This window comes from Microbispora sp. NPDC046933, assembly GCF_040644635.1.
Taxonomy (GTDB): domain Bacteria; phylum Actinomycetota; class Actinomycetes; order Streptosporangiales; family Streptosporangiaceae; genus Microbispora.
This window is the reverse complement of the sequence record NZ_JBEYWW010000031.1, coordinates 89,205-115,599: the sequence shown is the minus strand read 5'-3', so window position 1 is coordinate 115,599 and position 26,395 is coordinate 89,205. Positions and strand designations below refer to the sequence as shown.

General features: G+C 69.0%; 26 protein-coding genes. 10 read left to right on the top strand and 16 right to left on the bottom strand.

The genetic code is table 11. The features are described 5' to 3' along the window. Window positions 1-106 precede the first annotated feature (106 nt). The 9 genes from ABZ857_RS33440 to ABZ857_RS33400 all read left to right on the top strand — a co-directional run bounded on the left by ABZ857_RS33440 (window position 107) and on the right by ABZ857_RS33400 (window position 8,090). Window positions 107-1,045 (top strand): sugar ABC transporter permease, encoded by a 939-nt coding sequence (locus ABZ857_RS33440; protein ID WP_357051171.1) that lies wholly within the window; start codon window positions 107-109, stop codon window positions 1,043-1,045. A gap of 14 nt (window positions 1,046-1,059) precedes the next feature. Next, a complete protein-coding gene (locus tag ABZ857_RS33435) occupies window positions 1,060-1,902 on the top strand; it encodes a carbohydrate ABC transporter permease (RefSeq protein ID WP_357051168.1) in 843 nt (280 codons plus the stop codon). A gap of 54 nt (window positions 1,903-1,956) precedes the next feature. Continuing rightward, on the top strand, window positions 1,957-2,367 hold the full coding sequence (locus tag ABZ857_RS33430; RefSeq protein ID WP_357051165.1) for a DUF6379 domain-containing protein: 411 nt from the start codon (window positions 1,957-1,959) through the stop codon (window positions 2,365-2,367). After that, window positions 2,364-3,458, top strand: coding sequence for a TIM barrel protein (locus tag ABZ857_RS33425; RefSeq protein ID WP_357051162.1), 1,095 nt, complete (start codon window positions 2,364-2,366; stop codon window positions 3,456-3,458). The genes ABZ857_RS33430 and ABZ857_RS33425 overlap by 4 nt, the downstream gene beginning before the upstream one ends. Continuing rightward, window positions 3,458-3,856 (top strand): DUF6379 domain-containing protein, encoded by a 399-nt coding sequence (locus ABZ857_RS33420; protein ID WP_357051159.1) that lies wholly within the window; start codon window positions 3,458-3,460, stop codon window positions 3,854-3,856. Before ABZ857_RS33425 ends, ABZ857_RS33420 begins: the two co-directional genes overlap by 1 nt. A gap of 11 nt (window positions 3,857-3,867) precedes the next feature. After that, window positions 3,868-4,932: a TIM barrel protein gene (locus ABZ857_RS33415; protein ID WP_357051156.1), complete on the top strand. Its 1,065-nt coding sequence runs from the start codon at window positions 3,868-3,870 to the stop codon at window positions 4,930-4,932. Window positions 4,933-4,934: 2 nt separating this feature from the next. Further along, on the top strand, window positions 4,935-5,711 hold the full coding sequence (locus ABZ857_RS33410; protein WP_357051153.1) for a TIM barrel protein: 777 nt from the start codon (window positions 4,935-4,937) through the stop codon (window positions 5,709-5,711). Window positions 5,712-5,725: 14 nt separating this feature from the next. Next, complete coding sequence (locus ABZ857_RS33405) at window positions 5,726-6,616, top strand: ThuA domain-containing protein (RefSeq protein ID WP_357051150.1); 891 nt, start codon at window positions 5,726-5,728, stop codon at window positions 6,614-6,616. 202 nt (window positions 6,617-6,818) lie between these two features. Next, window positions 6,819-8,090, top strand: a complete 1,272-nt coding sequence (locus tag ABZ857_RS33400) for an ROK family protein (protein WP_357051147.1) — start codon at window positions 6,819-6,821, stop codon at window positions 8,088-8,090. A gap of 99 nt (window positions 8,091-8,189) precedes the next feature. Here the strand turns inward: ABZ857_RS33400 and ABZ857_RS33395 are convergent, their stop codons facing one another. The 4 genes from ABZ857_RS33395 to ABZ857_RS33380 all read right to left on the bottom strand — a co-directional run bounded on the left by ABZ857_RS33395 (window position 8,190) and on the right by ABZ857_RS33380 (window position 11,387). After that, the gene (locus ABZ857_RS33395; RefSeq protein WP_357051144.1) at window positions 8,190-9,212 is read right to left on the bottom strand and encodes a TIM barrel protein; all 1,023 of its coding nucleotides are present in this window, start codon (window positions 9,210-9,212) and stop codon (window positions 8,190-8,192) included. Window positions 9,213-9,225: 13 nt separating this feature from the next. Beyond that, entirely contained in the window at window positions 9,226-9,624 is a 399-nt protein-coding gene (locus ABZ857_RS33390) for a DUF6379 domain-containing protein (RefSeq protein WP_357051142.1), read from the bottom strand. Window positions 9,625-9,708: 84 nt separating this feature from the next. Continuing rightward, window positions 9,709-10,476 (bottom strand): nuclear transport factor 2 family protein, encoded by a 768-nt coding sequence (locus ABZ857_RS33385; RefSeq protein WP_357051139.1) that lies wholly within the window; start codon window positions 10,474-10,476, stop codon window positions 9,709-9,711. Next, complete coding sequence (locus ABZ857_RS33380; RefSeq protein ID WP_357051136.1) at window positions 10,473-11,387, bottom strand: ThuA domain-containing protein; 915 nt, start codon at window positions 11,385-11,387, stop codon at window positions 10,473-10,475. The genes ABZ857_RS33385 and ABZ857_RS33380 overlap by 4 nt, the downstream gene beginning before the upstream one ends. Window positions 11,388-11,868: 481 nt before the next feature. On the opposite strand from ABZ857_RS33380, the gene ABZ857_RS33375 reads away from it, so the two are divergent. Continuing rightward, window positions 11,869-13,155 (top strand): extracellular solute-binding protein, encoded by a 1,287-nt coding sequence (locus ABZ857_RS33375; RefSeq protein WP_357051133.1) that lies wholly within the window; start codon window positions 11,869-11,871, stop codon window positions 13,153-13,155. Window positions 13,156-13,226: 71 nt separating this feature from the next. Here ABZ857_RS33375 and ABZ857_RS33370 read toward each other — a convergent pair whose 3' ends face one another. The 12 genes from ABZ857_RS33370 to ABZ857_RS33315 all read right to left on the bottom strand — a co-directional run bounded on the left by ABZ857_RS33370 (window position 13,227) and on the right by ABZ857_RS33315 (window position 25,984). Further along, the gene (locus tag ABZ857_RS33370; RefSeq protein ID WP_357051131.1) at window positions 13,227-14,201 is read right to left on the bottom strand and encodes a sugar phosphate isomerase/epimerase; all 975 of its coding nucleotides are present in this window, start codon (window positions 14,199-14,201) and stop codon (window positions 13,227-13,229) included. 10 nt (window positions 14,202-14,211) lie between these two features. Then, a complete protein-coding gene (locus tag ABZ857_RS33365) occupies window positions 14,212-15,189 on the bottom strand; it encodes a TIM barrel protein (RefSeq protein ID WP_357051128.1) in 978 nt (325 codons plus the stop codon). Further along, on the bottom strand, window positions 15,186-16,157 hold the full coding sequence (locus ABZ857_RS33360) for a sugar phosphate isomerase/epimerase (RefSeq protein WP_357051125.1): 972 nt from the start codon (window positions 16,155-16,157) through the stop codon (window positions 15,186-15,188). The genes ABZ857_RS33365 and ABZ857_RS33360 overlap by 4 nt, the downstream gene beginning before the upstream one ends. Then, entirely contained in the window at window positions 16,154-17,116 is a 963-nt protein-coding gene (locus ABZ857_RS33355; protein ID WP_357051122.1) for a sugar phosphate isomerase/epimerase, read from the bottom strand. Before ABZ857_RS33355 ends, ABZ857_RS33360 begins: the two co-directional genes overlap by 4 nt. Before the next feature lie 97 nt (window positions 17,117-17,213). Then, on the bottom strand, window positions 17,214-18,104 hold the full coding sequence (locus ABZ857_RS33350) for a TIM barrel protein (protein ID WP_357051119.1): 891 nt from the start codon (window positions 18,102-18,104) through the stop codon (window positions 17,214-17,216). Beyond that, window positions 18,101-18,493, bottom strand: coding sequence for a DUF6379 domain-containing protein (locus ABZ857_RS33345; RefSeq protein WP_357051116.1), 393 nt, complete (start codon window positions 18,491-18,493; stop codon window positions 18,101-18,103). Before ABZ857_RS33345 ends, ABZ857_RS33350 begins: the two co-directional genes overlap by 4 nt. Before the next feature lie 2 nt (window positions 18,494-18,495). After that, window positions 18,496-20,073, bottom strand: coding sequence for a GMC oxidoreductase (locus ABZ857_RS33340; RefSeq protein ID WP_357051113.1), 1,578 nt, complete (start codon window positions 20,071-20,073; stop codon window positions 18,496-18,498). 154 nt (window positions 20,074-20,227) lie between these two features. Next, the gene (locus tag ABZ857_RS33335; protein ID WP_357051110.1) at window positions 20,228-21,769 is read right to left on the bottom strand and encodes an MFS transporter; all 1,542 of its coding nucleotides are present in this window, start codon (window positions 21,767-21,769) and stop codon (window positions 20,228-20,230) included. Between the two features lie 146 nt (window positions 21,770-21,915). Next, window positions 21,916-23,499 (bottom strand): GMC oxidoreductase, encoded by a 1,584-nt coding sequence (locus ABZ857_RS33330; RefSeq protein ID WP_357051107.1) that lies wholly within the window; start codon window positions 23,497-23,499, stop codon window positions 21,916-21,918. An 82-nt stretch (window positions 23,500-23,581) separates the two neighbouring features. Further along, entirely contained in the window at window positions 23,582-24,469 is an 888-nt protein-coding gene (locus tag ABZ857_RS33325) for a thioredoxin family protein (protein ID WP_357051104.1), read from the bottom strand. Then, window positions 24,463-25,545 carry a Gfo/Idh/MocA family oxidoreductase gene (locus tag ABZ857_RS33320; RefSeq protein WP_357051102.1) on the bottom strand — a complete coding sequence of 361 codons (1,083 nt, stop codon included), beginning with the start codon at window positions 25,543-25,545 and terminating at the stop codon, window positions 24,463-24,465. Before ABZ857_RS33320 ends, ABZ857_RS33325 begins: the two co-directional genes overlap by 7 nt. A gap of 238 nt (window positions 25,546-25,783) precedes the next feature. Then, entirely contained in the window at window positions 25,784-25,984 is a 201-nt protein-coding gene (locus tag ABZ857_RS33315; RefSeq protein WP_357051099.1) for a hypothetical protein, read from the bottom strand. Window positions 25,985-26,395 lie beyond the last annotated feature (411 nt).

The window sequence follows — 26,395 nt, the reverse complement described above, 5'->3', positions numbered from 1 at the left end:
GCCCAGGTCGCGGGCGAGCGCCATGGTGAGCTCGACACGTACGGGCGCGAGCGGACTGCCGCCCCGCACGCCGCCCGACGCGGAAACAGGGACAAGGGACGGCAAGATGACCATGACGGAAAGCCAAGCCGGCGCAGTGGGAGCCACTGCCGCGACCCCGAAGCCGGCGGCAGGCAGACAGCGCGCGTACCGCATCGGCTACGGCTACTGGTGGTGGGCGCTGCCGGCCGTGGCGCTCATGCTGGCCTTCATCTACGCGACGACCGCCAGCGGCGCCTTCTACGCCTTCACCAACTGGACGGGCATCGGCTCCTTCGACTTCATCGGTCTCAAGAACTTCACACGGATCTTCCAGACGGAGGAACTCACCGGAGCGCTCGTCAACACGCTGCTGCTGGCGTTCGGCTTCGTGCTCGGCAGCAACATCCTGGGACTGCTGTTCGCACTGGCCCTCAACCGCGGCCTCAAGACGCGATACGTCCTGCGGACATTGTTGTTCATGCCCGTGGTCATCGCGCCGATCGCGGTCTCCTACATCTGGAAGTTCATTTTCGCGTTCGACGGCCCGCTGAACGAGACACTCGGCGCCGTCGGCCTGAAGAGCTGGCAGCGCGACTGGCTGGCCGAGCCGAAGCTCGCGCTCCTGGCCGTCCTCGTCGTCATGGTCTGGCAGAACATCGGCTTCACCATGGTGATCTACCTCGCCGGCCTGGCCACCGTCCCCGTGGAACTGGAGGAGGCCGCCGCCCTGGACGGCGCGGGCCCCCTGCGTCGTTTCCAGTCGGTCACGATGCCGATAATCCAGCCCTCCATCGCGATCGCGACGACACTATCACTCATCCAGGGGCTGCGGATCTTCGACCAGGTCATCGCACTCACCGGCGGGGGCCCCGCGGGCGCCACACAGACGCTGGCGACAGAGGTGTACCAGCACACGTTCGTCTTCAGCAATTTCGGTTTCGGCGCGGCCCTGGCCCTGGTGCTGAGCGTGCTCATCCTCATCTTCACCGTCGTCCAGCAGTACGCCACCCGCGACCGCCTCTAGATCGGACGAAAGCCGTGTTCCACTACACGAAGAAGACGCTGCTCCTCGAGATCGTCACGATCCTGGCGGCGGTCGTGATGTTGATGCCCTTCTACTTTCTGATCTCCACGTCGCTGAAGACGCAGGATCAGGTGCTCACCACGTCGTCGCTGTCCTTCCCGGTCAGTCCGACCTTCGAGAACTTCGTCACGCTGCTTTCGCCCTCCAGTGACGCGTCGTCGAGCATATTCCAGGGGTTGCTCAACAGCGTGATCATCACCGCCGGGACCATCGCCGCCCTCGTGGTGATCGGCTCCCCCGCGGCCTACGTGTTCGCCCGCAGCACCAACCGCTGGAGCACCCGGACGTACTACCTGTTCATGATCGCAATCCTGCTGCCCACCCAGCTCGGCGTCGTGCCGCTCTATGTCGAGGCGCGCAACCTCGGCCTGGTGGGGACGCCGTTCGGGATGATCGTGGTCTACACCGGCATGCTCATCCCGCTGTCGGTCTTCCTCTACGGCGGCTTCTTCCGAAGGCTGCCGCGAGACTACGAGGAGGCGGCGACGGTCGACGGCGCATCCCGGACCAGGATTTTCGCGCAGGTGGTGTTCCCTCTCATGGGCCCGGCCACCGGAACGGTCGCCATCCTCGCCGGCCTGATCGTGTGGAACGACTTCTTCACCGCGCTGATCTTCCTGAACGGTTCGGGATTCCAGACGCTGCCGGTGGTCATGTACAACTACGTCGGCTCGCTTGTCTCACAGTGGAACCTGATCTTCGCTGTCGTGATCATCTCGATGGTTCCCATTCTCGCCTTCTACTTCTTCGCCCAGAAGAAGTTCATCCAGGGCTACGCCGGCGGTCTGAAGGGCTGACCACTTCCTTAGCGCCCCGGCAACCCTCTCACACCTTGAGGAACGCCTGCATTGATGCCGGAACAGATCATCGAGCCCGGGACGCTGGCCGCCCGGGGGGACCGGGTGCGGCTCTCCGTCCGCATGCCCTGGTATCGGGCCCTGCCTCTGTCGTCCGTCGCCGACGTCCGGTGGACGGTCGACGGGGCGCAGGTGCCGCATGACTCCATCACCTGGACCGTCGACGGTCGCACCCACCGGCTCGACGATCTACCTGCCCGCCATGACCTGTGGTGGTACGTCCTCGACTCCGCGGAGCTGGAGGGCGATCTGCCCGCTCTGGACGACCGGGCCGAGCACCAGGTGAGCGTGACGTTGAGCCTGTACATCCCCTACATCACCACCGACCTGGGGGTTCTCAGGATCGAGGAGAAGGACGCCAAGACGATGCCGCTGACGGTGACGCGGAAAGGTGGCGCCACATGACCGCGCCCGGCACGCCCGTCCAGGGAGTCACGCTCTACAGCTTCACCCGCGCCTTCCACGGGCGGCGGTACACGTTCGAGGAACTGGTGCGCGAGGTGGCCCGTCGTGGTCTCGGCCCCGGGCTGGAACTCGTCGGCTTCCAGAGCATCAAGGGATTCCCGGACGTCGACCCGGGTTTCGTGACACGCTTCCGGTCGCTGATCGACGAGACCGGCCTCGTGCCGACCTGCCTCAGTGCGAACGCCGACGCCGGGCTGCGCCGCGACCGGATGCTCACCGACGACGAGCTCGTCGACTACATGCGCCCCCAGATCGCCGTCGCCCGCGAGCTCGGCTTCCCCGTCGTACGGGTGCAGATCTCGCTCACCCCCGACGACATGGAGCGGCTGCTCCCGGTGGCCGAACAGTACGGCGTCCGGCTCGGCCTGGAGATCCACTCCCACCAGCACCCCAGGCACCCGCGCATCCAGGCGCTGCTCGAACGCTACGAGAAGCTCGGGTCGCCCCTGCTCGGCTTCGTCCCCGACTGGGGCGCGTCGCTGCGCGCGGTGCCGTCGACACTGCTGCGCAAGTACCGCGAGGCGGGGTACGACGAGGACCTGCTGACGGGGCTCGAGGAGCTGTGGCGGGAGCACCACGCCGAGGGGCCCCCGATGACCGAGCCGCAGCACGGACGGTGGTTCGGGCAGGTCGTGGAGCTGGCCCACCGCCATGGCGCCGGTGACCGGGCGATCGAGATGGCGGTCAACATCACCGGCCTGTTCGGCCACGCGCCGGCGTCCGACTGGGCCGACGTCCTCCCCTGGGCCGTGCACACCCACGGGAAGTTCTACGAGATCGACGCCGACGGCGACGAGCCGTCGGTGCCGGTGCGCGAGCTGATCGGCCTGTGGGTCGGGAGCGGCTACTCGGGGGCGATCTCCAGCGAGTGGGAGGGCTTCCACTGGAACGACTGGGACGACCCCTTCGAGGTCGTCGCCGGTGAGCAGGCCCTCATCCGCGCGAGCGCCGCCGCGAGCGGCTCGCGCGTGATCGTCGATCCGGCTGAGGCCCGCCGCCTGGTGGGTCTGCCGGGAGGAAGGAACATCTGATGGCCACCGATGACACGGTCCTGACCGAGGACAGCCTGACCCTGCGTCCCGGCGGTCTGGCGGTCGCCCTCAAGGTGCCGTGGTACCGCAGCCTCTGGCTGTCGAGTGTCAGCGACATCGCCGTGACAGTGGACGGAGAGCGCGTCCCCCGCGACGAGCTTCGGGTCGAGCTGGGCGACCGCACCTACCACGTCGGCGAGCTGAAGGACCAGTGGGACACGCTCTGGTTCATCCAGGACCGCCTCCAGGTCGTGGTGCCACGCGAGAGGCCGCCGGCGGAGGGCCAGGAGGTCGATGTCGAGGTGGCCGTCGAACTGCGGCTCCCGTACATGCAGATCGCCCCCATGACGTACGTGACCAACCACGCGACCAACCGCCGCACGCTGACTGCGCGTTGAGAGGGCCCCTGATGACGACGACTGTCCCCTCCCCCGTGGCCGCGCCCGCCGTACCGGGCAGCGACATCAAGCTCGGTCTCACGCTCTACTCGCTGACCAGCGAGTGGGCCGCCGGCCGCTACGACCTGCACGGACTGCTCGACGTGGTCGCCGCGGCCGGAATCGGACCCGGCATCGAGATCGTCGCCTCTCAGACGATCCGGACCTACCCCGTGGTCACCGACGAGTTCGTCCGTGAGTGGCACGAGGCGTTCGACCGGCATGGGTTCGCCCCGAGCTCGTTCGGCGCGAACCTCGACATGGGCCGCCGCCGCGACAGGGACATGACCCTGGACGAGGAGTTCGAGTTCACCGCCGCCCAGTTCCGCAGCGCGCGAGCGCTGGGCTTCCCGCTGGTACGCATCCAGAGCGCCAAACCGGAGCTCATCCGCCGGCTGATGCCGCTGGCCGAGGAGCTCGACCTCACACTCGGCTGGGAGATCCACGCCCCCCTCGGCCCGAACTCTCCGCAGGTCGTGCGGATCCGTGAGCTCTACGACGAGATCGCCTCGCCGCGGCTGGGCTTCGTCGCCGACTTCAGTTCGACGATGCACAGCATGTCCCCCACCCTGCTGCGCGGGCTCACGAAGAAAGGGCTCGCGCCGGAGGACCTCGCGCGGCTGCAGGAGATCTGGGCGAAGGACTCCGGCATCAACGAGCGGCACGCCGAGTTCGTCGACTATCTGCGCTCACGCGGCATCGCGCCGGAGAGCCTCGGCTCGTTCGCGCGGCTCGCCTTCAACATGCACGGGCATGTCGACCCCCGCGAGTGGGCCGACATCATGCCGCAGATCGTGCACGTGCACGCCAAGTTCTACGACATCGACGAGAACGGCGACGAGCCGGCCATCGACTACCCGGCCATCGTCAGGGAATTCGTGACCGGCGGCTACTCGGGCTTCTTCTCCAGCGAGTGGGAGGGCCACGCCTTCGCCGACCTGGACGAGGCCGACCCCGTCGATCTCGTACGCAGGCAGCACGACCTCATCCGTCGCGCCATCTCGAACACCCTGAACAACGAACGAAAGCAGGCCTGACCGTGTACCAGCTGTCCCCCAACATCGAACTGCTCTTCACCGAGGCCGGGCCGGACGCCGCCGACCGGGTGCGCGCGGCGTCCGCCGCCGGCTTCGACGCCGTCGAGATGTGGGGCACCTCCGACAAGGACGTCAAGTCGCTCGCCGGCGCCCTCACCGAGACCGGGGTCGCCCTGACCTCGCTCCTCGCCGAACCGCGGACCAACTTCACGCTGCCGGGGACCGATCTCGGCCCCTTCTTCGAGGGCCTCGACCGGGCCGTCGAGAACGCCCGCCTGCTGGGGTGCCCGCGTGTCGTCCTCGGCTCGGGCATCGGCTTCCCCGGCGCCAAGCGCGCCCAGAACCTCCAGAAGCTCGTCGAGGTCTTCTCCCAGGCCGTCGACCGGACCCGCGGCTCCGGCGTGAAGCTCGTGCTCGAACCGGTCAACACCCGGGTCGACCATCCCGGCGCCCTGCTCGACCGCACCGCCGACGCCGTCCTGGTCGCGCGGGGCGTGAACTCCGGCTCCTTCGGGATCCTCTACGACCTGTACCACTCCGTCACCGAGGGCGAGGATCCCGCGAAGGAGCTGGCGAACGCCGCAGGGCTGGTCGACTACGTGCAGATCGCCGACGCCCCCGGCCGCGGCGAGCCGGGCAGCGGCGCGATCGACTGGACGCGGCACCTGTCGGTCCTGCGGGCCGCGGGCTACGACGGCCCGATCGGGCTCGAATACTTCCCGACGGTCCCGTCCGCGGAGTCCCTCACGTACATCAGGTCCGCGGCCGCCGGCGCATGAGGGAAGGGCAGGCCGTGCCGGACAAGCTCGATGTCATGATCGCGACCGGCCGGGTCACCGAGGAACACGACAACGAGCACCGCAGCTTCCGGCATCACACCGGGATGCTGACCACCCTGCTCGAGTCGACCGGCCGCTTCCGCGTGCGGGTGCTCGAGGAGTTCCGCGGGGTCGGCGAGGAGCTTCTCGACCGCTTCGACGTCGTGCTCGTCATGTACGAGGGCCGGGACAACTACCGGCAGAAGGCCGAGGGTTTCGGCGCGACGACGAACGACGCGCTGCTGCGTTTCGTCCGCGACAAGGGCCGTGGAATGGTGTGGTTCCACGGGTCGGCCGTCCAGGAGAGCGACTGGGGTTACCCCGAGGAGTTCAACGCGATGCGCGGCGCCACGATGAGCCGCGATCTCGGGCTGCGCCCCCGCCCCGTGGGCGAAGTCGTGGTCCGGACGGCGGAACCCCGCCACGCGATCACCGCCGGTCTGGATCCCGAGTGGGGAATCTCGAACGACGACATCCTGACCGGGGTCGCGACGCACCCGGGCGCGCGGGTCCTGCTGACCGTCTTCGACGACGTCGAGACGTACCGCCGGGCCGGATGGCCCCGGCCGCACACCCCGGTCGAGATCCCACCCGGCGGGCTGGAGGATCTGCACGGGATGAATCAGGACCAGCCGCTCGCCTGGATCAACGAGTGGGGCGCCGGCCGGTGCTTCACCATCACCCTCGGCCACGACTGGGACACCTTCCGCCGGGTCAACTTCATGACGCTGCTCTGCCGTGGCGTGGAGTGGGCCGCCTCCGGAGAGGTGACCCTCGATCCCCCTGACCGCGACGGCGAAAACCGGTGGCGCGTGTGGCCCTACTACGCGGGTGACACCTCCCGCTGGGACCGTTCAGGGTCGTGACGTCCACACCGGGCCCCCGTCCGCGTCATTGCGATGACGGGGGCCCAATTCTGCGCCCATGTCCCGACACCGTGACACGCAGATCCGCCCGCTGTGGAATAATTATGTACGAATACAACGGAAGTCGGAGTCCGCGAGATTCGCGGAGAGCGTGGGCTGATCAGCATGGCCCCAGCCGGGCCCGCGCAGGGAGGAGACAGACGTGCAGCCACCGCCGTCCGCTCGGGACATCCTGGTCCTGGCCCAGATCGTCGATCTGGTCCGGGCCGGGGTCGCCATGACCCGTCCGGAGCTGGAGGCGGCGACCGGCCTGGGCCGCACCGTGGTGAACGAGCGGCTCCGCGAGGGGGTCGAGCTCGGCGTGCTTGCCGAGGTCGACGCGGTGCCGTCGGGCCACCGTCGTGGCCGGCCGTCCCGCTCGGTCCGGTTCCGCACCGAGGCGGGGCTGCTGCTGTCCGCAGCCCTGGGCACCGTCTCACTCCACGCCGCCGTGACCGACCTGGCCGGCAACGAACTCGCTCGGGACTTCCGCGACATCAACGTGCAGGACGGTCCCGAGGCCGTGCTCGGCACGGTCCATGAAGTGTTCGGGGAACTCGTCAGGCGGGCGGGCCGAACAGTGCCGGTCTGGGGCATCGCCGTAGGCGTCCCAGGCCCGGTCGATGTCGCTTCCGGCCGCACCGTCGCTCCGCCCAGCATGCCGGGCTGGGACGACTACGACGTACGCTCCTGGTTCCAGTGCCGCTGGGAGGCACCGGTGTGGGTCGACAACGAGGTCAACCTGATGGCACTCGGCGAGTGGGAACGCGGCGTGCCGCGGGAACGGCGCGACCTTCTGTACGTCAAGGTCGCGACCGGGATCGGCAGCGGCCTGGTCACCAACGGCCGCCTCCATCGCGGCGACAGCGGAGCCGCCGGCGACATCGGACATGTGCGGGTCACCGACGACCGGTCGGCGCGCTGCCGATGCGGCAAGATCGGCTGCCTCGAGGCCGTCGCGAGCGGATGGTCCCTGATGCGGACCCTCTCCAAGCATGCCAAGTCAGGAGAGAGCCCGCTGCTCGCCGAGCGGCTTGCCCGTCGGGGCCGCATCACGGCCGAGGACATCGGCCAGGCCACCGCCGCCGGCGACGAAGTCGCGCGGTCCGCGGTCGCCTCATCGGCTCGGATCACCGGCAGGACGATCGCCGGCGTGGTGAACTTCGCCAACCCGGGAACGCTCGTCCTGGGTGGCGGGGTGATCCGCTACAGCTCTCTCTTCTTCGAAGAGTTCCGCAGCGCCGTCCTGGAGGGCACGATCGAACTCGCCGCGCGGAACCTGACCATCCGCACGGCGTCGCTGAACTTCGCCGAGGGGACGATCGGCGGCGCGCTACTTGCCGCGCACAACCTCTTCCGGCCCTCGGCACTGCAGATCTGGCTGGGTGCGGGCACACCGGTCGGTTCGGCGCTGTGCCTGCAGACCGCCGCCTGAGACTGCCGACTCGGCAGCCGAGAAGCCCTGCGACCTACCGGAGGACTGGCAGCCCGGGTCGGCCGGCGCGCAACCGCCGGCCGACCCGGGCTGTTGTGGTCATGGGGAGACCACCGTCGCCGGCTGGTCCTCGAGCAGCCGCTTGAGCATGTCGTGCTGGGCCCTGACCTGGTCGAAGGCACTGTACCTGTCGGTGTAGGCGTGTGCCTCGTACTCACTGGAGATGAAGCCGGTGTAACCCTGCTCACGCAGCACCCGGGCGATCGCCGGGAAGTCGATGGACGGGTCCTCCCCGTCCGACACCCCGTAGAACTTGCCATGCACGTGGATGACGTGCGGGAAGAAGTCGGCCCACCGCTCGGGATCCATCCGCCCGTGCATCGTGAAGAGCATCTTGAGATTGCCGATCTCCGCGGGGCTGGCGCCGAGTTCGGTGGCCCGCCGTTCGAGCTCAGGGAACTTGGCCATCGTGGGACCGGGCTCGGCCCAGAGCCGCCGGGTCAGTGCCGTCAGCTCGGGCGGGATGCCCGCCTTCCGGTGCGCGTCGTCGACGGCGGCCGGCACGGCGCGCATGCTGGCGGAGAAGTCGGGGATGAAGCCGAGCCAGTCGGTGTCGAGCCGGGTGAACAGCTCCTTGAGCTCGGCGACCGGCGGTGCGTCGATGGTCAGCGGGGCGTGAATCTCCACGCCGATCTTGACGCCGAGCTCCTCGGCGAGCGGCAGCAGCCGGGTCATGATCGCTGGTCCGCACTCCGCGCCGACTCGCACGGCCGGGAAGCCGAGCGCGGCGGCGCGGCGCATTTGGACGGCGACGTAGTCGTACGCCTCGTCGTCGGTGAGCAACCGTCCCGGATGGAGGGCGAGGTCGAGGTTGACGGCCAGGCAGGCCGGCGTCAGGCCGGAGTCTGCGATCAGGCCGCGGACTTCACGGACGGCCTTGTCGTCCAGTCGTGGCCAGCCACGCAGGCTCTGGAAGGCCACCATTTCGACGCCCGGGCCCAGGTCGCGGGCGGCGACCTCGCGGATGAGAGCGGCGAGATCGTTTCCGGGCGCGCGCTGCTCGAGAGTGAGGCTGAACAGGGTGATGCCGAGGCGGGGCAGGCCGGGGGCGGTGTCGGTCATGAGCTTGCTCCTGTCAGGCAGCCGTCAGCGTCTTGTCGGTCGAGCTGGGCGCGAGAAGCGGCACCCGGTCTGGGCCGGTGAGGATGTACGGGATCGACAACCCGAGCAGCAGCTGCACCCGGTGCCGCCGGCCGGACGCCGTGGATACCGGCACGTGGAGCACCACCGGGTCGGTCGTGAACCAGAAGTCATCGGTCCTGTCCGCCAGCTCGCCGAACTCGTAGCGGCGCCCGTTGGCGGTCACCGACAGCGTGTCCGGGTCGATCCGCCGGCCGTCGACGGTCAGGTCGACGCGGGCGAGTGAGGTCAGGGGCAACGCCCGGTACCAGTGGGAGTAGACGGCTATGTCCAGGCCGTCAGCGGTGGCGGTGAGCGAGTCTTCGCGCACCACCTGGTCGTCCAGCGGACCCATCGATCGGTTCCTCTCAGAAGTTCCGGCGCCTGCCGCTGACCAGACCGATTTCCAGCAGCAGGCGCCGGGCGGACCGCAGTGCCGTCAGCGGAAGGTGTCCTCGAATTCGGCGTAGGGCTGCGGGGGCTCGGGCAACAGGTGCTGAGCTGTGTCGATGCGGTAGGGCTGCGAAGGCGTGACGGTGGGCCCGTCCACGGGCGGCAGGAACACCGGCTTGCCGTCCTCACCGAAGTACGCGAGCTTCGCCTCGTAATCGGCGCGCTCGTGGGCGGCGAAGGAGATCCAGTTCTCGTCATAGGGCGCGCGGGCGACCTCGAAGCAGCGGAACTTCCAGATGCGCCACTGGCCGTCCTGTTTGAGGAAGTCGACGCCGTATTTGCACCAGACCCAGTGCGCCCAGACCTTGCGCCCGTCGACGTCTTCCTTCGCGAAGAAGAACGGCGGGATATGCTCCGCCTCCGCCGGCTCGGTCAAGCCCGATTCCAGCCCCATCATGACCCACAGTCCCTTGGCGGTCGTGCCGTCGGCGGCGACCTCGATGACCGGTGTCGTGGTGTAGTGCAGGATCAGCTTCCCGACCGGGTGCGGCCGGCCCTTGTGGTAGGCCATGATCGTGTCCCAGTCCGTGTAGACGCCGTCGTCGTTGTACTGGGAACGGACTCCCTCGGTGCCACGGCGCACCCACAGCTCGTCGACGATCCGCTCGTCCTCGAACGCGTTGTGGTAGTGCATGTACCGCGAGAAGACGTTCTCCACGTCTCCCCGGTCCTGCGCCCGGATCGCGGCCCGCTCGGCGGCCGTGAGACGTGCCTCCAGGACGGCCAGCCGCTCCTCAAGCCCCTCGGCCGTCACTGCTCCGTCCCTTCACGCGTCCCGGCAGCGGCCTGCCTGCGCTGCTCGAACATCTCGCGGACCATCGGCTCCAGGGTGGTGGGCCACCAGTCGCCCCCGGGAACCGGCTCACCGAAACCGGCGGGCAGGCCAAGAGTCACCTTGCCGGTGGCCGCCCATTCGGCGCCCCGGGCGAACAGCCCCCGGAACGACGGGTGGGAGATCGCCTCCGGCCCGTGACCGAGCCCCGTGGCGAACACCCGGCCCTGACCGTAGCGATTCGTCCACACCAGGGCATGCTCCTGCCCCATCCCCGGCAGGGCGTCCCACTCCGCCGGCACCTGCGTGTAGCGCAACGGGTTGTCCCAGCCCGTCACGAGCACCTCGACCTCCGCACCCGGCGCCCACTGCAGGTTGACGTAGAGGTCGTCGTCATAGTGGGGCATGAACTCCGGCATGCCCGCCGTGACGGGGTGGTCCGGAGCGACCACACGCAGCCGGAAGTCGGGTATCGGAGCGCGGCGGCTGCAGTGCTCACGCATGACGCCGCCGGCCATCCGCTCGAAGTCGTCCTCCCACCCGGCCCCCATCTGCAGGGACGCGTGGTAGACGACGACTCCCTTTCCGGAGGCGACGTGGTCGTACAGCGCCTGCTCGGCGCGGGTGCCCCACCGCTGCTCAGGTGCGTGACCCCAGGGCTCGAAGCGGCCGAAGTAGTTGAGGACGACGAGGTCGTACGGCTCGAGCGTCTCCGGCCCGGCCCCCCGGAACTCCTCGGTGATGCGGACGTCGAACAGCCCGGTCTCCCGCAGCAGCTCGGCGAGCATCGGCGAGACCGTCCGCCAGTCGTGGTGGATATCGGTATGTCCGGTGACGATCAGCGCCCGGAGCTTGTCCTCACCGCCGAGCCGGCGCAGGCCGATGTCAGGCACGCGGCGTCACCGCCGCCCGCCTCGGCTGGGCCGAAGACGTACGCGACCGGTTCCGCCCGGTGTCATCCAGGTACAGAACTTCCATCGTCAGACTCATCCGCCGTTCCTCTCAGTGGGGTTGAGACGGGTGCCGCCATCTGCACGCGAGGTGTCGCGCGTTCTCGAGGCGGACGTCCCCGGCAAAGCCGATGCGTTAATACGCCGCCAGATGTAGGATTCTGCATGAAAACCACATAAGTCAATCCCTTCGCGTGGGCTTGCCCTCTCCGGGCGGCCCGTTCACCAGCGGGCGGCTCATCACTCACCGGCCGACCCGCATCTCACCAGGCCCGAACGTCAGGGGATGTCGCGGATGGGCGAGGAGCACAACGGCGACCGGCGCCGTCCGCTCGATACCCGCCGCGACGGCGCCTCGCCACCCGCGGCCCCCTCAGCAAATTACGTCTGAACCAAACTAAATTTGTCCGTGAAAGGTCAACCCGTGCCCCGACAGTCAGGGCGGTACCACCGCATCCTCCCGACGTTCGCGACACCGCTTCTGGCCGCGGCCTCGCTGGTCGGCTGCGCCCCCGCCTCACCCGGCTCCGGCCCCGAACCGCAGACGATTACCTTCTCCATAGAAGTGGCCAACCCCACCCAGAACGCCTACCAGGACCTGGCTCAGCAGTACATGAGGTCCCACAAGGGTGTGACGATCAAGGTCAACCCGATCAACCTGTCGTCCTACAACAGCACGCTCACCACCCAGCTGCAGGCCGGCAACGGCCCTGACGTCTTTTACGTCAATTCGGGCAGCGGTCAGGCCGCGTCGGTAGCTCAGCTGGGCAAGGCCGGCCAACTGCTGGAGCTGACCGACCCGGGGACGACCGCCGCCATCCCGCAGAACGTCAAGGACCTGTTCACCGTGGGCGGCAAGACGTACGCCGTCCCCGTCGACCTGAATGCCGCGGGGATCATCTACAACGACCAGGCCGCGCGAGCCGCCGGCGTCAACCTGGACGCGACCTCATCGTTCAGCGAGGTGCTGACCCAGTGCGCGACGGCGAAGTCCTATGGCAAGGCGCTGTTCGGCCTGGCCGGCGCGCAGACGCCCAACACGGCCTTCTTCGCCATGGAGCTCGCCGGCTCAACGGTCTACGGCCCCACCCCGGACTGGAATGCGCAGCGTGCGGCCGGAAAGACCACATTAGAGAAGACCCCCGGCTGGCACGCCGCCCTCGACGCGGTCGTCAAGCTGAACGAGGCCGGATGCTTCCAGCCCGGGGCGGCCGGAGCCGGCTATGAGGCCCTGACGCAAGGGATGACGCGGGGCGACATCTTCGGGTTCTTCGCTCCCGGAGGCGGCGCCTCCGACATCATGAAGGCGGCCCACGGCGCCGTGAAACTGTTGGTGATCCCCTTCCCGTCGCCGTCGGGGAAGACCTACCTCACCGCGGCCACCTCTGACGGCATCGCCGCCAACGCGAAGACCAAGAGCCCGAAACTCGCCGCCGACTTCATCCGCTGGTTCGTTCAGCAGCCGCAGGCGACCACCTTCGCCAACGAAAAGGGCGACCTGCCGATCGGCGATGTCAAGGCGGCCGACCTGCTGCCGCAGTACAGCGGAATCTCCGACGCCATCGTGCACAAGCAGTACGCGCAAATGGGCTATCTCGGCTGGTCGAACGGCCAGGTCTACGACGCCCTGGGCAGCGGGATCACGGGCCTGCTGACCGGGCAGAAGACCGTGGACCAGGTGCTGCGAGACATGGACGGGGTCTGGGGGTGACGAGCTGAAAGGACGGATAAGGGGCGGGCGGGGACAAGCCCCTCCCGCCCCTTATCCGTCCCCGGTCAGCGCTACGCCGCGGTCACCATCGGGCGCAGTTCGCGCTGCAGCAGGTAGCCGCCGAGGAGCGCGCTCGTGGCGGGATGCGGGCTCTGGTCGCTCTCGAACACCACCCATCCGGCGTAGCGGATGTCGAGCAGTGCACGCGTGACCGCGGCGAAGTCGACCAGGCCGCCGTGGGCCCCGGGCTCGGCGAACCACCGCGGGATCTCCCGGGAACCGCCTCGCTGCCGCACGGACCACTCGGCGTGCGGCTGGAGGTACTCCTCGTCCGTGTCGATGGCGAGCGCGTCCTTGTACTGGACGTGCCAGACGCGGTCGGGGTGGCGGCGGATGACCTCGGCCGGGTCGAGGCCCGCGACGGTCAGCTCGCCGGTGTCGACGGCCAGGCCGACGGCGGCCGGATCCGCGAGGCCGAGGAGCCGGTCGAGTGCTCCCGGCCGGCGAAGCGAGGACAGGAAGTCGACGTGCAGCGCCGTACGGACGCCGTGCGCGAGTGTCGCCCGGCCGACCGCCGTCCAGCAGTCTGCCAGCCGCCGCAGCGCCGCGTCGTCGAGCGGGCCTGCGTCACCGGCGGAGGGGGCGGCGCGGACGACGAGGACGGATCCGCCGAGCTGCGCGAGAGCCCCGGCGAACCACTCGGCCCGCGTCACGTTGCCGGCGACGTCCGCGGCGACCAGTGGCGAGTACGGAGGCGTCAGGTGCTCCATCGACCGCTGCTGCGGATCGTAGAACCAGCTGGGCACCGCCGCGATGCCGCAGCCCGAGAGGAACTCACGGAAACCGGCGAGCGAGCCGAAGTTCGCCACCAGCTGCCGCGGGTTGCCCAGCGGCTCCCACCGCCCGGTGCCGGCCGTCAGCTCGACGCCCTCGAACCCGGCGATCGACAGTGTCTTCAGCGCCCGCTCGTGGTCCTCCCGGCGGACGAAGTCGTCGAACTGCGGCTTCCACTGGTTCAGGGCGTAACCCCACCTGATGTCGGTCACCGTCGGCCCCCTACCGGTAGATCTTCTCGAGGACGTTCACCGCGTACCAGCGCGCGACCGCCGTGCTCTCGGAGTAGTCGCCGCCGTCCTTGTTCGCCTTGTCGTGCTCCACGCTGATCCAGCCCCGGTAGTCGTTGTCCCGGACAGCAGTCATCATCGCCTCGAAGTCGACCAGGCCGTGCGGAGTGCCCATCTCGTAGAACCACTTGCCCGTCGTCGGCGCCATGATTTCCGAGTCCGGGCGATGACGGTGATCGTCACCGGTCGCGACGTTGCGGGTGTCCTTGAAGTGGAAGCCGCTCACCCGGTGCGCGTGCCGCCGATACAGGGCCACGGGATCGACCGAGGCGATGCAGTGCTGCGCGGTGTCGACGAAGAGGGAGACGTACCTGGGGTCGGTGTAGGAGTAGAACACTTCGATGTCCGGCTCGCTCTGGATGCCGCAGAAGAACTCGTGATGGCAGGTCAGCTTCACGCCGTGGCCGGCGGTGATCTCGCCGACCCTGTTCCACAGCTCAGCGCTGATCTTGAGCTTGTCCTCGGTGACGGGCTCCATGTCGTAGTAGAGCGTCGCCGGCATCACGATGATGTTGTCCAGCTCGATACTCGACCAGTGCCCCATGGTCACGCGGAAGTCCTCGAGTATGTTCTCGTGCGTTTCCGGCACGTGGGGCGCGTAGTCGCGCAGGTCGTAGTCGGCGGCGTGGAAGATGTTGACGATCCGCTCCAGGCCGTGGTCCTGAACCATTTCCTGGTATTTGGCGGGGCCGCCGTAGTCGCCGTACATCTGCCACAGACGGAAGTCGAAGGTGTCGATGGCGTCGAAGCCGACCGCCTTGATCTGCTTCAGAAAGGACGACATCGTGCGGTGGGAATGCCACTGGTCGACAGGCCCGGCCGGGCCGTTGGAACGCCAGTGGTCCATGTAGCTCCACTTGATGCGCCGCTGCGGCGTTTCGCTGCGCTGAGCGAGCCGGTCGGCGGTCATGGGCGTGCCACCGACAACTCGTGCTGCAGATACCAGCTGTTGAGCATGGCCAGCTCGGCGGGATTGCCGCCGTGGTCGCTCTCGACGACCACCCATCCCGGGTAGCCGTGCCGCCGTAGAGCGCCGACGAACGCCTTGACGTCGACGAGGCCGCCTTCGGTGCCGAGCTCGAAGAACCAGCGCTCGATGCGGCGGCCGGCTCCGCCGCGCAGCATCGTGGTCTCGGCGCCGGGCATGCGGTACTCCTCGCCGGTGTCGGCGTAGCGAGTGTCCTTGAGGTGGACGTGGGTGACCCTCCCGTGCCGCTCCTCGTAGAAGGCCACCGGATCGATGCCGCCGATCGTCAGCTCCGCGGTGTCGAGCGCGAGCCCGACGAGCTCCGGATCGGTCGTGTCGAGCAGCCTGCGTAGCTCGTCAGCGGTGTGCACGGCGCTCAGGCAGTCGTAGTGCAGGGCCAGCCCTACGCCGGCGGCCGCGGCGACCTTCCCCACGCTGTTCCACACGTCCCCGATGGCCGCGATGTCATCGCGGCCGAGCGGAGGCTGCATCCACGCCGACCCGGCGGGACGGGCGACGAGCTGCTCGGCGCCGATCGCGGCGAGGAAGTCGACGAACGGCTTCGCGGACTCGACGATCGCCGCGTGATCGGCGCGGTTGCGGGTCGAGCGGAACGCCCAGCCCTCCTCCTCGACCGGCTGGCCCGGGTCCCAGAACATGCTGGAAACGCCGTTCACGGAGCAGGAACGGAGAAACGCCAGGAAGCCGTCTGGGCTCCCGTGGTTGATCTCGATGACCTCGGGACGGCCGAGGTTGTCCCACCTGCCCGTGCCCGCGGCCAGCTCGATGTGGTCGAACCCGAGCGCGGACAGCGTCTTGAGCGCCCGGCGCTGGTCCTCGTGCCGGACGAAGACGTCCATGCGGATGTTCCACTGGTTGAGGGCGTAGGCCCACCGCAGCGTGTCCCTCATCGCCCGGCCTCCAGCTGCGCCTCGGCCTGCGCCTCCGCGAGGACGTTGTCGATGTACCACTTGGCCACGCACGTGGCCTCGGCGTAGCTGCCCCCGCCCAGCTCGGCCTTGTCGTGCTCGACCGTCAGCCAGCCGTCGTAGCCGGAGGCCACGATCTCACGCATGAGCGCGGGGAAGTCGACCAGGCCGCCCTCTGTGCCCATCTCGTAGAACCAGCGGGTGACGTTCGGCGCCATCAGCTCCGGGTCCGGAGGCGTACGGTACGCCTCGTGCTCGTCGACGGTGTGGGTGTCCTTGAAGTGGAAGCCGGTGCACCGGTCGCGGTAGTCGCGGAACATCTGCAACGGGTCCACGCCGGCGATCGTGTGCTGCGCCGTGTCGCAGAAGAAGTAGACGTACCGGGGATCGGTGTACCGGAAGAAGAGGTCGAGCTGTTCCCTCGTGCGGATCGCACCCCAGAACTCGAAGTGGCATGTCGTCCGCATGCCGTGTTCGAGCGTCATCTGCCCGACCCGGTTCCAGAGGTCGGCCATGATCTTGATCTTCTCGTCCGTCACCGGCTCCACCTGGAAGTAGGTGGTGGATGGCATCACGATGAAGTTCTCGACCGACAACCCTTCGACGGCCCGCACCGTCGCCATGCAGTCGGCGACGATCCGGTCGTGGGTCTCCGGGACGTGCGGCGCGGTGTACTTCGTCGCGTACGGATAGGCGGAGAAGATCCCGGTGATCTTCTCGAAGCCGTTGTCCTGCAGGAAGTGCTCGAAGGCCTTCACCGAGCCGTACATGCCCTCGAGCATGGGCAGGTAGAAGAAGAAGGTGTCGAAGCCCTTGAAGCCGAGGGCCGACAGTTGCTTGATGTAGCGGTCCATGTAGGCGCGGTTGAACGACGGGGGCTGCGGCCCCTGCGGCGTCTCCGTCACCCAGTGATCCATGTAGGACCACTTCGTCCAGGCCATGATGGTTGCTCTTTCTCTGTCGTCGTCACACGGCGCGGTCGGGCTGTTGGCGGGTCCGCTCAGGTGAGCGGGGTCCAGCGTGTCGCGATGCGGCCGGTCAGGCCGAGGTGACCAGACGCCGGATGAGGGCGTGCTGGCGCCGGAGCTGATCGGCCGCGCGGCCGACGCCGTAGTCGCCCTCGTACTCGCTGGAGAGGTAGCCCGACCAGCCGCGGCGCACGATGATCTCCAGGAATTCCGCCCATGGGATGTAGTGGTCCCGCAGGTCGTCGTCGATCTCGTAGAACTTCGCCTGCACGTGGACGACGTGGTCGAGCACGTCCTCGAGGTCGGACACGGGAACGACCGGCACCTCCGGCGGCCGCGCCGATCCTTCGCCGAGCCGGCTCGCGACGCCTCCGCGGCGGTGGTGCATCCGGGTCTGGAAGACACCGGTGTCCATCAGCAGCCCGAAGTGCTCGGTGCCGGTGCGCTCGATGAAGGCGAGGTAGTCGTCGACCACCTTCGACCTGATGACGGACGGCCAGTGGATTTCCGGGCAGATGACGATCCCCTTCTCCGCCGCGAGGTCGAGCACCCGCTCGGTGGCGGGCTCCCAGACCGGATCGGGTTCCAGGTCCGAGGTGACGACCCCGAGCTTGGGGCGTACGAAGCGGAAGCCGAGCGTCGCGGCCAGCCGGATGTCGGTCTCCAATTGCCAGACGGCCTCGTCCACGGTCATGGGACGGCCCCCGAACCGGCGGGTGTCCACCCAGGAGCCGTAGCACGTCGGCGTGAGGCCGTACCGCTCGAGCCGGGCGAACCACGCGTCGATCCAGGCCGCGGGCGGGTTCGGGTAGTCCTGAACGTGGGCCTCGCCGAGGATCTCCAAACCGGTCGCGCCGAGGTCGGCCACATCCTCGACACAGTCGTCCAGCGTCATCGTCACGCCGTACTCGCCCGTGTAGCTGTAGAGCGAGACGCCGTACTCGAAGCGGGGCTCCGTCATCGCGTGATCACCAACCTGCGTTCCTCGCTCCAGACCGTCGGCTGGAGCTCCTCCGGGATGTACGACATCCGCAGCCGCAGTTCAGCGGCCACGGTGTGGAAGCCGATCGACAGCGGCTGTGGGCGCGGGACCGAGAGGAGCGCGGGAACGTCGACGGGCCAGCGGGCGGTCTTGGAGGCGCGCAACTCGGCCGGTGAGTACCGCACACCCCCGATGCTCCAGCCGATGTCGCCGGGAGCGAAGCGCTCACCGTCAACGGTGATCGTCGCGCCCTCTATCAGGTTGGTCCACAGGCCCCGGTAGTACGGCAGCCGCAGCCGCACCTCGAAGCCGTCTCCGGCCGCCCGGTTGCGGAACCCCCGGGTCTGGATCATGGGAACCTCCAGCACGGTCACCACCCTCCGATCGTGGCCGTCGACGCGGCCGTGTCCTTCGTGTCCTTGGTCTCGACGGCAAGCCGTGCCGCGATGTCCCGGGCTCCGCCGACCGCCAGGGCCACCGATGTGAGAGTCGGGTTGCAGGCGATCGGGGTCGGGATGACGTTGTTGCCGGCCACGTAGAGGCCGGACACACCCCACACCTCGCTGTTCGGCGCACATACCGAGGTGCCGTCGTCGACCTGGCCCATCCGGGTCGTGCCCTGGTAGTGCAGCGACGCCCCGGGCGACAGGACCATCGGCTCGTCACCGATGAAGTCGCCCAACACACGTGCGGCTCGCAGGATGGCCGCCCGGGCCCGCCCCAGAGTCTCGTGGTCGCGCGGAGTGAGCGTGTAGTGGATCCGTGGCTTCGGCATGCCGTAGTCGTCGGTCGCGGAGTCGTCGAACTCGATGCGATCGGACTCCTGCAGGTCCTTTCCGCAGAACCAGCCGAGCCCCACGATCGTGCCCGGAGCGGGCTCGTCCTCATCCAGCAGCGGGATCGGGGACGCGTCGAGCTGCATGACCTGGCCGTGGAAGGGCTCTTCGTCGATGTAGGGGACCCAGGAGACGCCGCTCTCCTCGGCGATCGCGGTGTCCCCCCGCCGGCTGCGCCCTGCCTCCGGCTGACGCCCGACGTCACGGAGCCGTACGGCGAAGATCATCTGTGGCTGGTCGTTGAGATACCGGCCCAGCGCCGGAGGGCGCACCCCCGAGGCGTACAGCAGCTGCGGGGTGCGCAGGGCATCGGCCGCGACGACGACGAACCGCGCACGCACCTCTCGCTCGGTGCCACCGATCCGGTCCCGGACGATCACTCCGACGGCCCTGCCGTCCTCGACAAGCACGCGGCACACCTGCGCGTCGGCGAACAGCAGGAAGTTCGGGTTGTTCCTTGTCGCGTCACCGAACACGACATCGGAGCCGCTCCAGGCAAGGGCCCCGTCCGCCCGTCGCCCGACGGCGAGGGGCATCGGCCGCACGCGCCGTTCTTCGGGCCGGCTGGGGTCGAACTCCGTTCCCAGCCGCGCCCGCACCACATCGGCGTAAGGAGCATCGTCGAACGGGTGCCGGTCGACGCCGAGGAGCCGCTCGGCCTCGTCGAGCAGCTCGTCGAGGTCCGGTAGGAATGCGATGCGCTCCGCGCCTCCGGGGCGCGGGCACGCGGCGGTCCAGTGGGCGCCCATGCCTCCGACGTTGGTCGACATCGCCAGCGCAGGCAGGCCGTCCTCACCCGGCTGCCGGTAGCCGTCAGGCAGCAGGTGCGTGCCCGGGCGCACCACCCGCCGCGCGGGGTCCGGGTAGTGCCCCTCCGGGCTCTGCGTGTGCGGTCGCAACCCCTCGGAGCTGCGCTGGGCGGCGACCCTCGCCACGGGGTCGGCGATGTTCTTCACGTGCATGCCGGGCGGGTCGGTGAGCACCGGCCCTGACTCGAAAACGGCGACGACGGCTTGGGGAGCCTGCTCGCTCAGGATCCGGGCGTACGCCGCGCCTGTGGGCCCACTGCCGACGATCGCCACGTCGACAGCGTTGGGAAAGGACCTGGTCATGCCGCTCCGTTCGGTAAGAGGGGGATCACAGCGCACGCCGTCGAATGTGGCAATTCTGCCGATTTTCAACATAACTGGTCAACGCGGTGCGGCCACGTACCTGCTGATAGCGGGTATCAACCGTGCCGATGCCAGGGGAATCGCATCACCCCTGTCACCCGCCCTCGTGCGACGCGACCTGGTGGCCGACCGCTTTTCCCTGCCCGGTCGTACGAGCGCCACCGCTCAGCCGGCGGTCCGGGAGGAACAGCGACACCGCGAGAGCCACCACGAACAGCAGCACCAGCCCCAGGAGCAGGGGCGTGAGGGCCGCCAGGTAGGTCTCGGCATAGGCATGTCTCAGAGCAGGAGACAGTGTCCGCAGTTGCACCGGCGACAGCCCCGCCAGGTATTGCCGATCGCCCAGGCCGCTCAGGAGGCGGGCACTCAGCAGGCCGCCCAGCGCGGCCGCTCCGATGGACACCCCGATCTCCCGGACGAGGGCGACGGTGGAGGTCGCGGTGCCGACGACCCGATCCGGGACGGCGTCCTGCACCGCCACGGTACTGATCTGCATGAAGCAGCCGACGCCGAGGCCGACCACCCCGATCCAGACCGCGACGAGGAGAACAGGGGTGCTTGTCCGGACGGCGGCCAGACCCAGCATGCCGGCGGCGGCGATCGTACAGCCGAGCAGCGGAAACTCGCGGTAGCGACCGGTGCGCGCCATCCGGTGTCCGGCCAGCAGGCTCGTCGTCATGAGACCGAGAACCAGGGGCAGTATCAGCGTTCCGGCAGGCGTGGCGGACAGGCCGAACGCCGCCTGCATCACGCCGGGCAGGTAACCGACCAGGCCGAAGACACCGGCGCCGACGACGAACGCCAGCACGCCGCTGATCACGACGGTCCGGTTGCGGAAGATCGAGATCGGGATGATCGGGTGCGGATGCCGGCGGCACCGGTGGACGAACAACCCGAAGGCCACAAGCACGAGACCGGCCGTACTCAGGATGACCGGGGACGACCACGGGTAGACGGATCCGCCCCATGCGGCGACGAGGACGACACCGGTGGCCCAGACGGCCAGCAGGCCCGCTCCGACGATGTCGAACGTTTCCCCCGTTCGCCCTGGAACGACCCGGGGGACGGACCGGAAGGCCAGGAGGAGAGCGACCCCGCCCAGTGGCGCGTTGACCCAGAAGATCCAGCGCCAGCCCACCGTGTCGGTCAGCGCCCCGCCGAGCAGCGGTGCCACGACGCTCGCGACCGCGAAAACCGCGCCGATCGGCGCGAGGAACCGGCCCCGATCCCGGGCGGAGACGGCGTCGGCGACGACCGCCTGGCCCAGCACCAGGATTCCGCCCCCGCCGATCCCTTGGGCGAACCGCAGTGCGATCAGAGAGAAGAAGCCGGCCGCGAAGCCGCACAGAACGGAGGCGAGCACGAAAGCGGCGACGCAGCCGAGATAGAGCGCTCGGCGGCCGCGGAGGTCGCCGAGACGTCCGAAGACGGGCATCGCCAGGGTCATCGCGAGCGTGTAGCCGGTGAAGACCCATGCCGTCTGCCGTTCTCCGCCCAGGTCGGCGACGATGGTGGGCAACGCGGTCGCGACGATGGTCTGGTCGAGCGCTGTGAGCAGGGTGATGACGATCTGCGCGACGAAGAGCAGGCGCAGCCGGGCCGGACGGCCGTTCGCCGCCCCGAGATGAGGATTCACAGGGAGAAGTCACCTTCTCGACCCACGGGAGGGGTCACCGACGGCGGCAGGGTGCGCGGCTAGCGGCGCTGCGCCGAGCCGACGGGCACGCTCTTCAAATGAGACGACCCCGACCGTCGCTCTAGTTTAGCGGGAAACATGCACAATCACCCGTCAGCTGCCGTACGCTCGGCCCGGCAGGCACCTGTCAGTGCTCCGATGTGCTCACGGCCGCGCCCCGACGCGCGGGCATCCCGCAGCTCGGCCGCGAGCGCCCGGGCGCCGCGGACAGCCAGGGCGACACTGGTCAACGTCGGGTTGCAGGAGTTCGCTGTCGGAATGAGGCCGTTGCCCGCCAGCACCAGCCCGGACAGGCCCCACACCCGCGACCAGGGGTCGCACACGCACGTGCCGTCGTCGGCGGGGCCCATGCGCACGGTGCCCATGTAATGAAGGGAGCTGCCGGCGGGCATCAGCACCGGCGTCCCCGTCACGAACTCGCCCAGAGCCGCCGCGGCGCGTGCCTGATGGGCGCGGGCCCGCTCGAGCTCCGCGTGCTCGCGCTCGGTGAGCTCGTAGGCGATGCGGATGCTCGGCAGTCCGTTCTCGTCGGGCTGCTCATCGTCGAAGAAGAGCCGGTCCTCGGGCCGCGGCCACTTGCGCACCCCCCAGCCCATGCCCACGTAGCCCGCGGGGTTGTCACGATGCGGGCTGTCCTCAGGCAACGGCATCGGACAGACGGGCGAATACATCAGCTGTGCGTGGTACGGGTGCCGTTCCTCGTCGTAGCCGATGGAGACGACGGCGCGGATCGGGTCCACCGGTGTGGCAACCCCCTGCTGCGACGGCAGGAGTCCTTCTCGGACCGCCACCACGCCGAAGACCAAAGGATGCTCGGTGAGATAGCGCCCCAGGGCCGCCGGCCGGATGCCCGACGCCCACAACAGCTGGGGGGTGCGGATCGCGTCGGCCGCCACCACGACGGCGTCGGCGCGCACCTCCTCCTCGACGCCGCTGCTCAGGTCCCGGAGAACGGCGCCGACGACACGGTCGCCATCGCGGACCAGCCGTACGCACAGGGTTTCCGGCCGCAACGTGAAACGCGGGTCGTCGAGGACGGGGCAGAGGACGACGTCGGTGCCGCTCCACCGCAGGGTTCCGTCAGGCCGAGGATCCGCCGCCACCGGCAGCGGGCGGACCGCGATCCCATCGGGTGCGAACTCCTCGCGGACACGCTCGAGGATCGCCGCGGCCTGAGGCGAGTCGCCGAAGGCGGCCTTGTCGACGTGCAGCAGCCCCTCCGCGGTAGCGACGTGCTCGTCCCACTCGGCCTCATCGACGAAGGTGATTCGCTCACTTCCCGCGGGCCTGGGCGTCGCGCAGGTCCAATGCGCCCCCTGGCCTCCCACACAGGTGGCGACGGCCGCCGCCGGCATTCCGGGCGAGCCCTCGGCCGCACGGCCGATGAGGTGCGTGCCCTGCCGCGCGGTGATCGTCCCCTCCACGACGACACCACCCGGGATACCCGACACGCCCGCCTCGCCGGCCCGCCCCTGCGAAGCCAGCCGCGCGGCCGCCTGCTCCTCGGGGGAGGGGATGTTCTTCACGTTCATTCCCGGCGGCGAGGTGATCAGCGGACCGGCCTCGACCATGAGAACGGTCGCCGACGGGACCTGCTCCAGCAGCACCCGCGCGTAGGTCGCCCCCGTCGGGCCGCTGCCGACGATCAGAACGGTCGGGTGAGCGCTCATACGTACGCCTCCTCGGCGGTCGATCTGAATCCAGAGGTGGTGGCCGCTCTCCCGGTACATGCGCGGCATGCCATGACAACTTCTACTGATCTGAGGGCTTGCGCGGATCGACCCAGCCCGGGAGGTCCCACGGACGGGCCAGTACGCCGCGCAGCCGTGCGGCCAGCTCGGCGGGATCCGGCAGCGGCGAGGGACGCCCGTCGGTCCGCTCGTAGACGCGACAGGTGAGGGCGGGCGGGGCGTCGCTGGGAAAGAGGTCACGCCGCCCCACCTGGAAGGTGGGCGAGCCGGGAAACCCGAGCCGCTCCGCCTCCTCACGCGAGGTCACCTGCCGCTCGACGACGTGCACGTCGCCCCGGCCAAGTTCGCGGAGCGTCCCCCGGAGCAGTTCGGCGGCGCGCTCGTGCGTCGGGCAGCCGTCCCACCACAGCAGCTCCACCCGCCACTTGATGGAACAGCCCGCCGGAGAGGTCAGCGGCCGGGCCACCTCGCGGCCGGACAGGACGTCGTCGAGCGCCTCACGCAGCCACGCGGCGTTCTGAGCCGGGTCGTCGTGGTCGCCGTCAGGTGCGCCGTGGTAGCGGACGAGGCCCATACGGTCGATCACGAAGATCTCGGGGGTCGCCGTCGCGCCATACGCCTGGGCTACCCACTGGTCGGAGTCTCGCAGGAAGGAGCCGGCGAGCTCGCCGGCGGCGACCCTCTCACGCATGGCCGCGCTCGAGTCCTCCGGATGGCCGGTCTCGTCGTTGCTCACCACCTGCAGCACCGTGACGTCCCGGTTCGCGTAGTCGCGGGCGACCTGCTGGATTCGGTCGTGCCAGGCGCGGGCGAACGGGCAGCCGTTGGCGGTGAAAACAACGACGGTCGCGACGGACCGTTCCGGGCTGAGGCGCACAGGTGCTCCCCCGGTGTCGGGCAGCTCGAACAGCGGCGCCCGGTCACCGACCGTCAATCGTCCACTCAGCACGGAGCCACCTCCACCCACGTCTGCTTCTGCGCGGCCTCCAGGACCGCGGCGGTCAACCGTGCCGCGCGCAATCCGTCGGCGAAGGTTGGTAGGCCATCCGGCTCGACACCGTCCACTGCTGCGTAGGCATCCGCGACGAAGGCGTCGAAGCAGTCCTGGTAGCCCTGCGGATGTCCGGCGGGTACGGCGGTGTACCGCGCGGCCACCAGGGACTCGCTGGTGCCGCGCAGCAGTTGCCGGTTGATCTCACGGCCGCCGATCCACAGCGTCTCGGGATTCTCCTGGTCGATAGTCAGGCTCTCCTTCGCACCGTCCACGGAGAACCACAGCCGGTTCTTCCTGCCCGGGGTGACCTGGCTGACGGTGACATTGCCTACCGCTCCCCCGTCGGTCTCGAAAAGCACGACTGCCGCGTCCTCGGTCTCCACCCTCCGCCCGCCGCGGGCAGGCACCGCGATCATCGTCTGGGCCGCCACGCGCACGATGCGGTGCCCGCTGACGAACTCCACCAGGTCGCACCAGTGGACGCCGATGTCGGCGAAGGCTCGGGATGGCCCGCCGGCCGCGGAGTCCACCCGCCAGTTGTCGTCGCTGTCCTCGGCGAGCCAGTCCTGAAGGTACGAGCCGTGCAGCAGGCGTACGGGCCCGGTAGTGCCGTTCGCGACGCGGGCGCGAGCCTCCCGGACCGTCGGGTAGAAGCGGTAGACGAACGGGACGGTGGCCGTGACGCCGGCATCGACGGCGAGCCGCACCAGTTCCTCAGCCTCGTACGGGTTCACCGCGAGCGGCTTCTCGCACACGACGTGCTTGCCGGCGGCGATGGCCGCCCGCGCCAGCCGTGCGTGGGTCGCGTTCGGTGTGCAGATGTGCACGACGTCGATGTCGTCGGCACTCAGCAGTTCCTCGACCGTTTCCGTGGAGACTTCCGGACGGAGGTGCTCGGCGGCGTTCCGGGAAGACTCAGGGGTCGAGCCGACGGCCCGGACCACCACACCGCCCGCGCGCCGGATGGCCCGCGCGTGCACTGTTCCCATGAAACCGACGCCGACGATGCCGGCACGCATGCGATTGACCACCAGACCTCCAGAGGGTACCCGTGACCCCGACCACGGGACTGCCTGCACATATTTATGAATGAAATCGACGGAAGTCAACGCATACGGGGGTCATCAATCCCTGATGGCACACATAGACGAGACTGATTCCCTTGGGATGGGCCGTCCGGGCCACCCGCCATCTGCGGGACTACAGATCAACGCTCCGCCAGCCGGAGCATCCAAGGTGGCATGCCATGGGAGGTCTGGCTGCCGCGATTCAGGTCACCAGCACGATCTTCCCGCGTGCCTGACGGCTCTCGCTCAGCTTGTGCGACCGTACGATCCGGCTGCTGCTCCAACTCATCCGGCATGCGAAGGAGGCGGGTGGCCTGCGAGCGGACTTCGCCCTGGAGGACTTCATCTTGGCGATGACCCCGGCCTGCGCGACCGCGTCGGCGTTGGGTCGTCCACCTGCCACCGCATCATCGGCCTCAGCTGCGGCAGACTCGCGTTCGAGGAGCCCGTTCAGGATTGATCGCGAGCAGACCGGCCCGCCTATGGCCTCGGCCTCCGATGACAGCCAGGCAAACGATCCCCTAGGACGCAAAACGGGCACCCTTCGCCCCGAGATGAGGTGGATGCCCGTAGCGCAGATCTGTTTGGTGCCCCCTGCGTGGCACCGACCAGATCTGCACCGGCTCCACCAGCGGTTGTATCCGGACGAAGGCTGAGCGTCGAAGCCCGCGTCAGTTTCCGTGGCTGATCGCAATCCATCACCCGCCGTGTGCGACACCGCGGCGACGACCGTGATCCCCCAGCCGTTCCCGCTCCGGCCACAGTCTGGTGCCGCAGCGCGAAGGCGCGGTAAGTAGGCGACCCTGGACTCCGC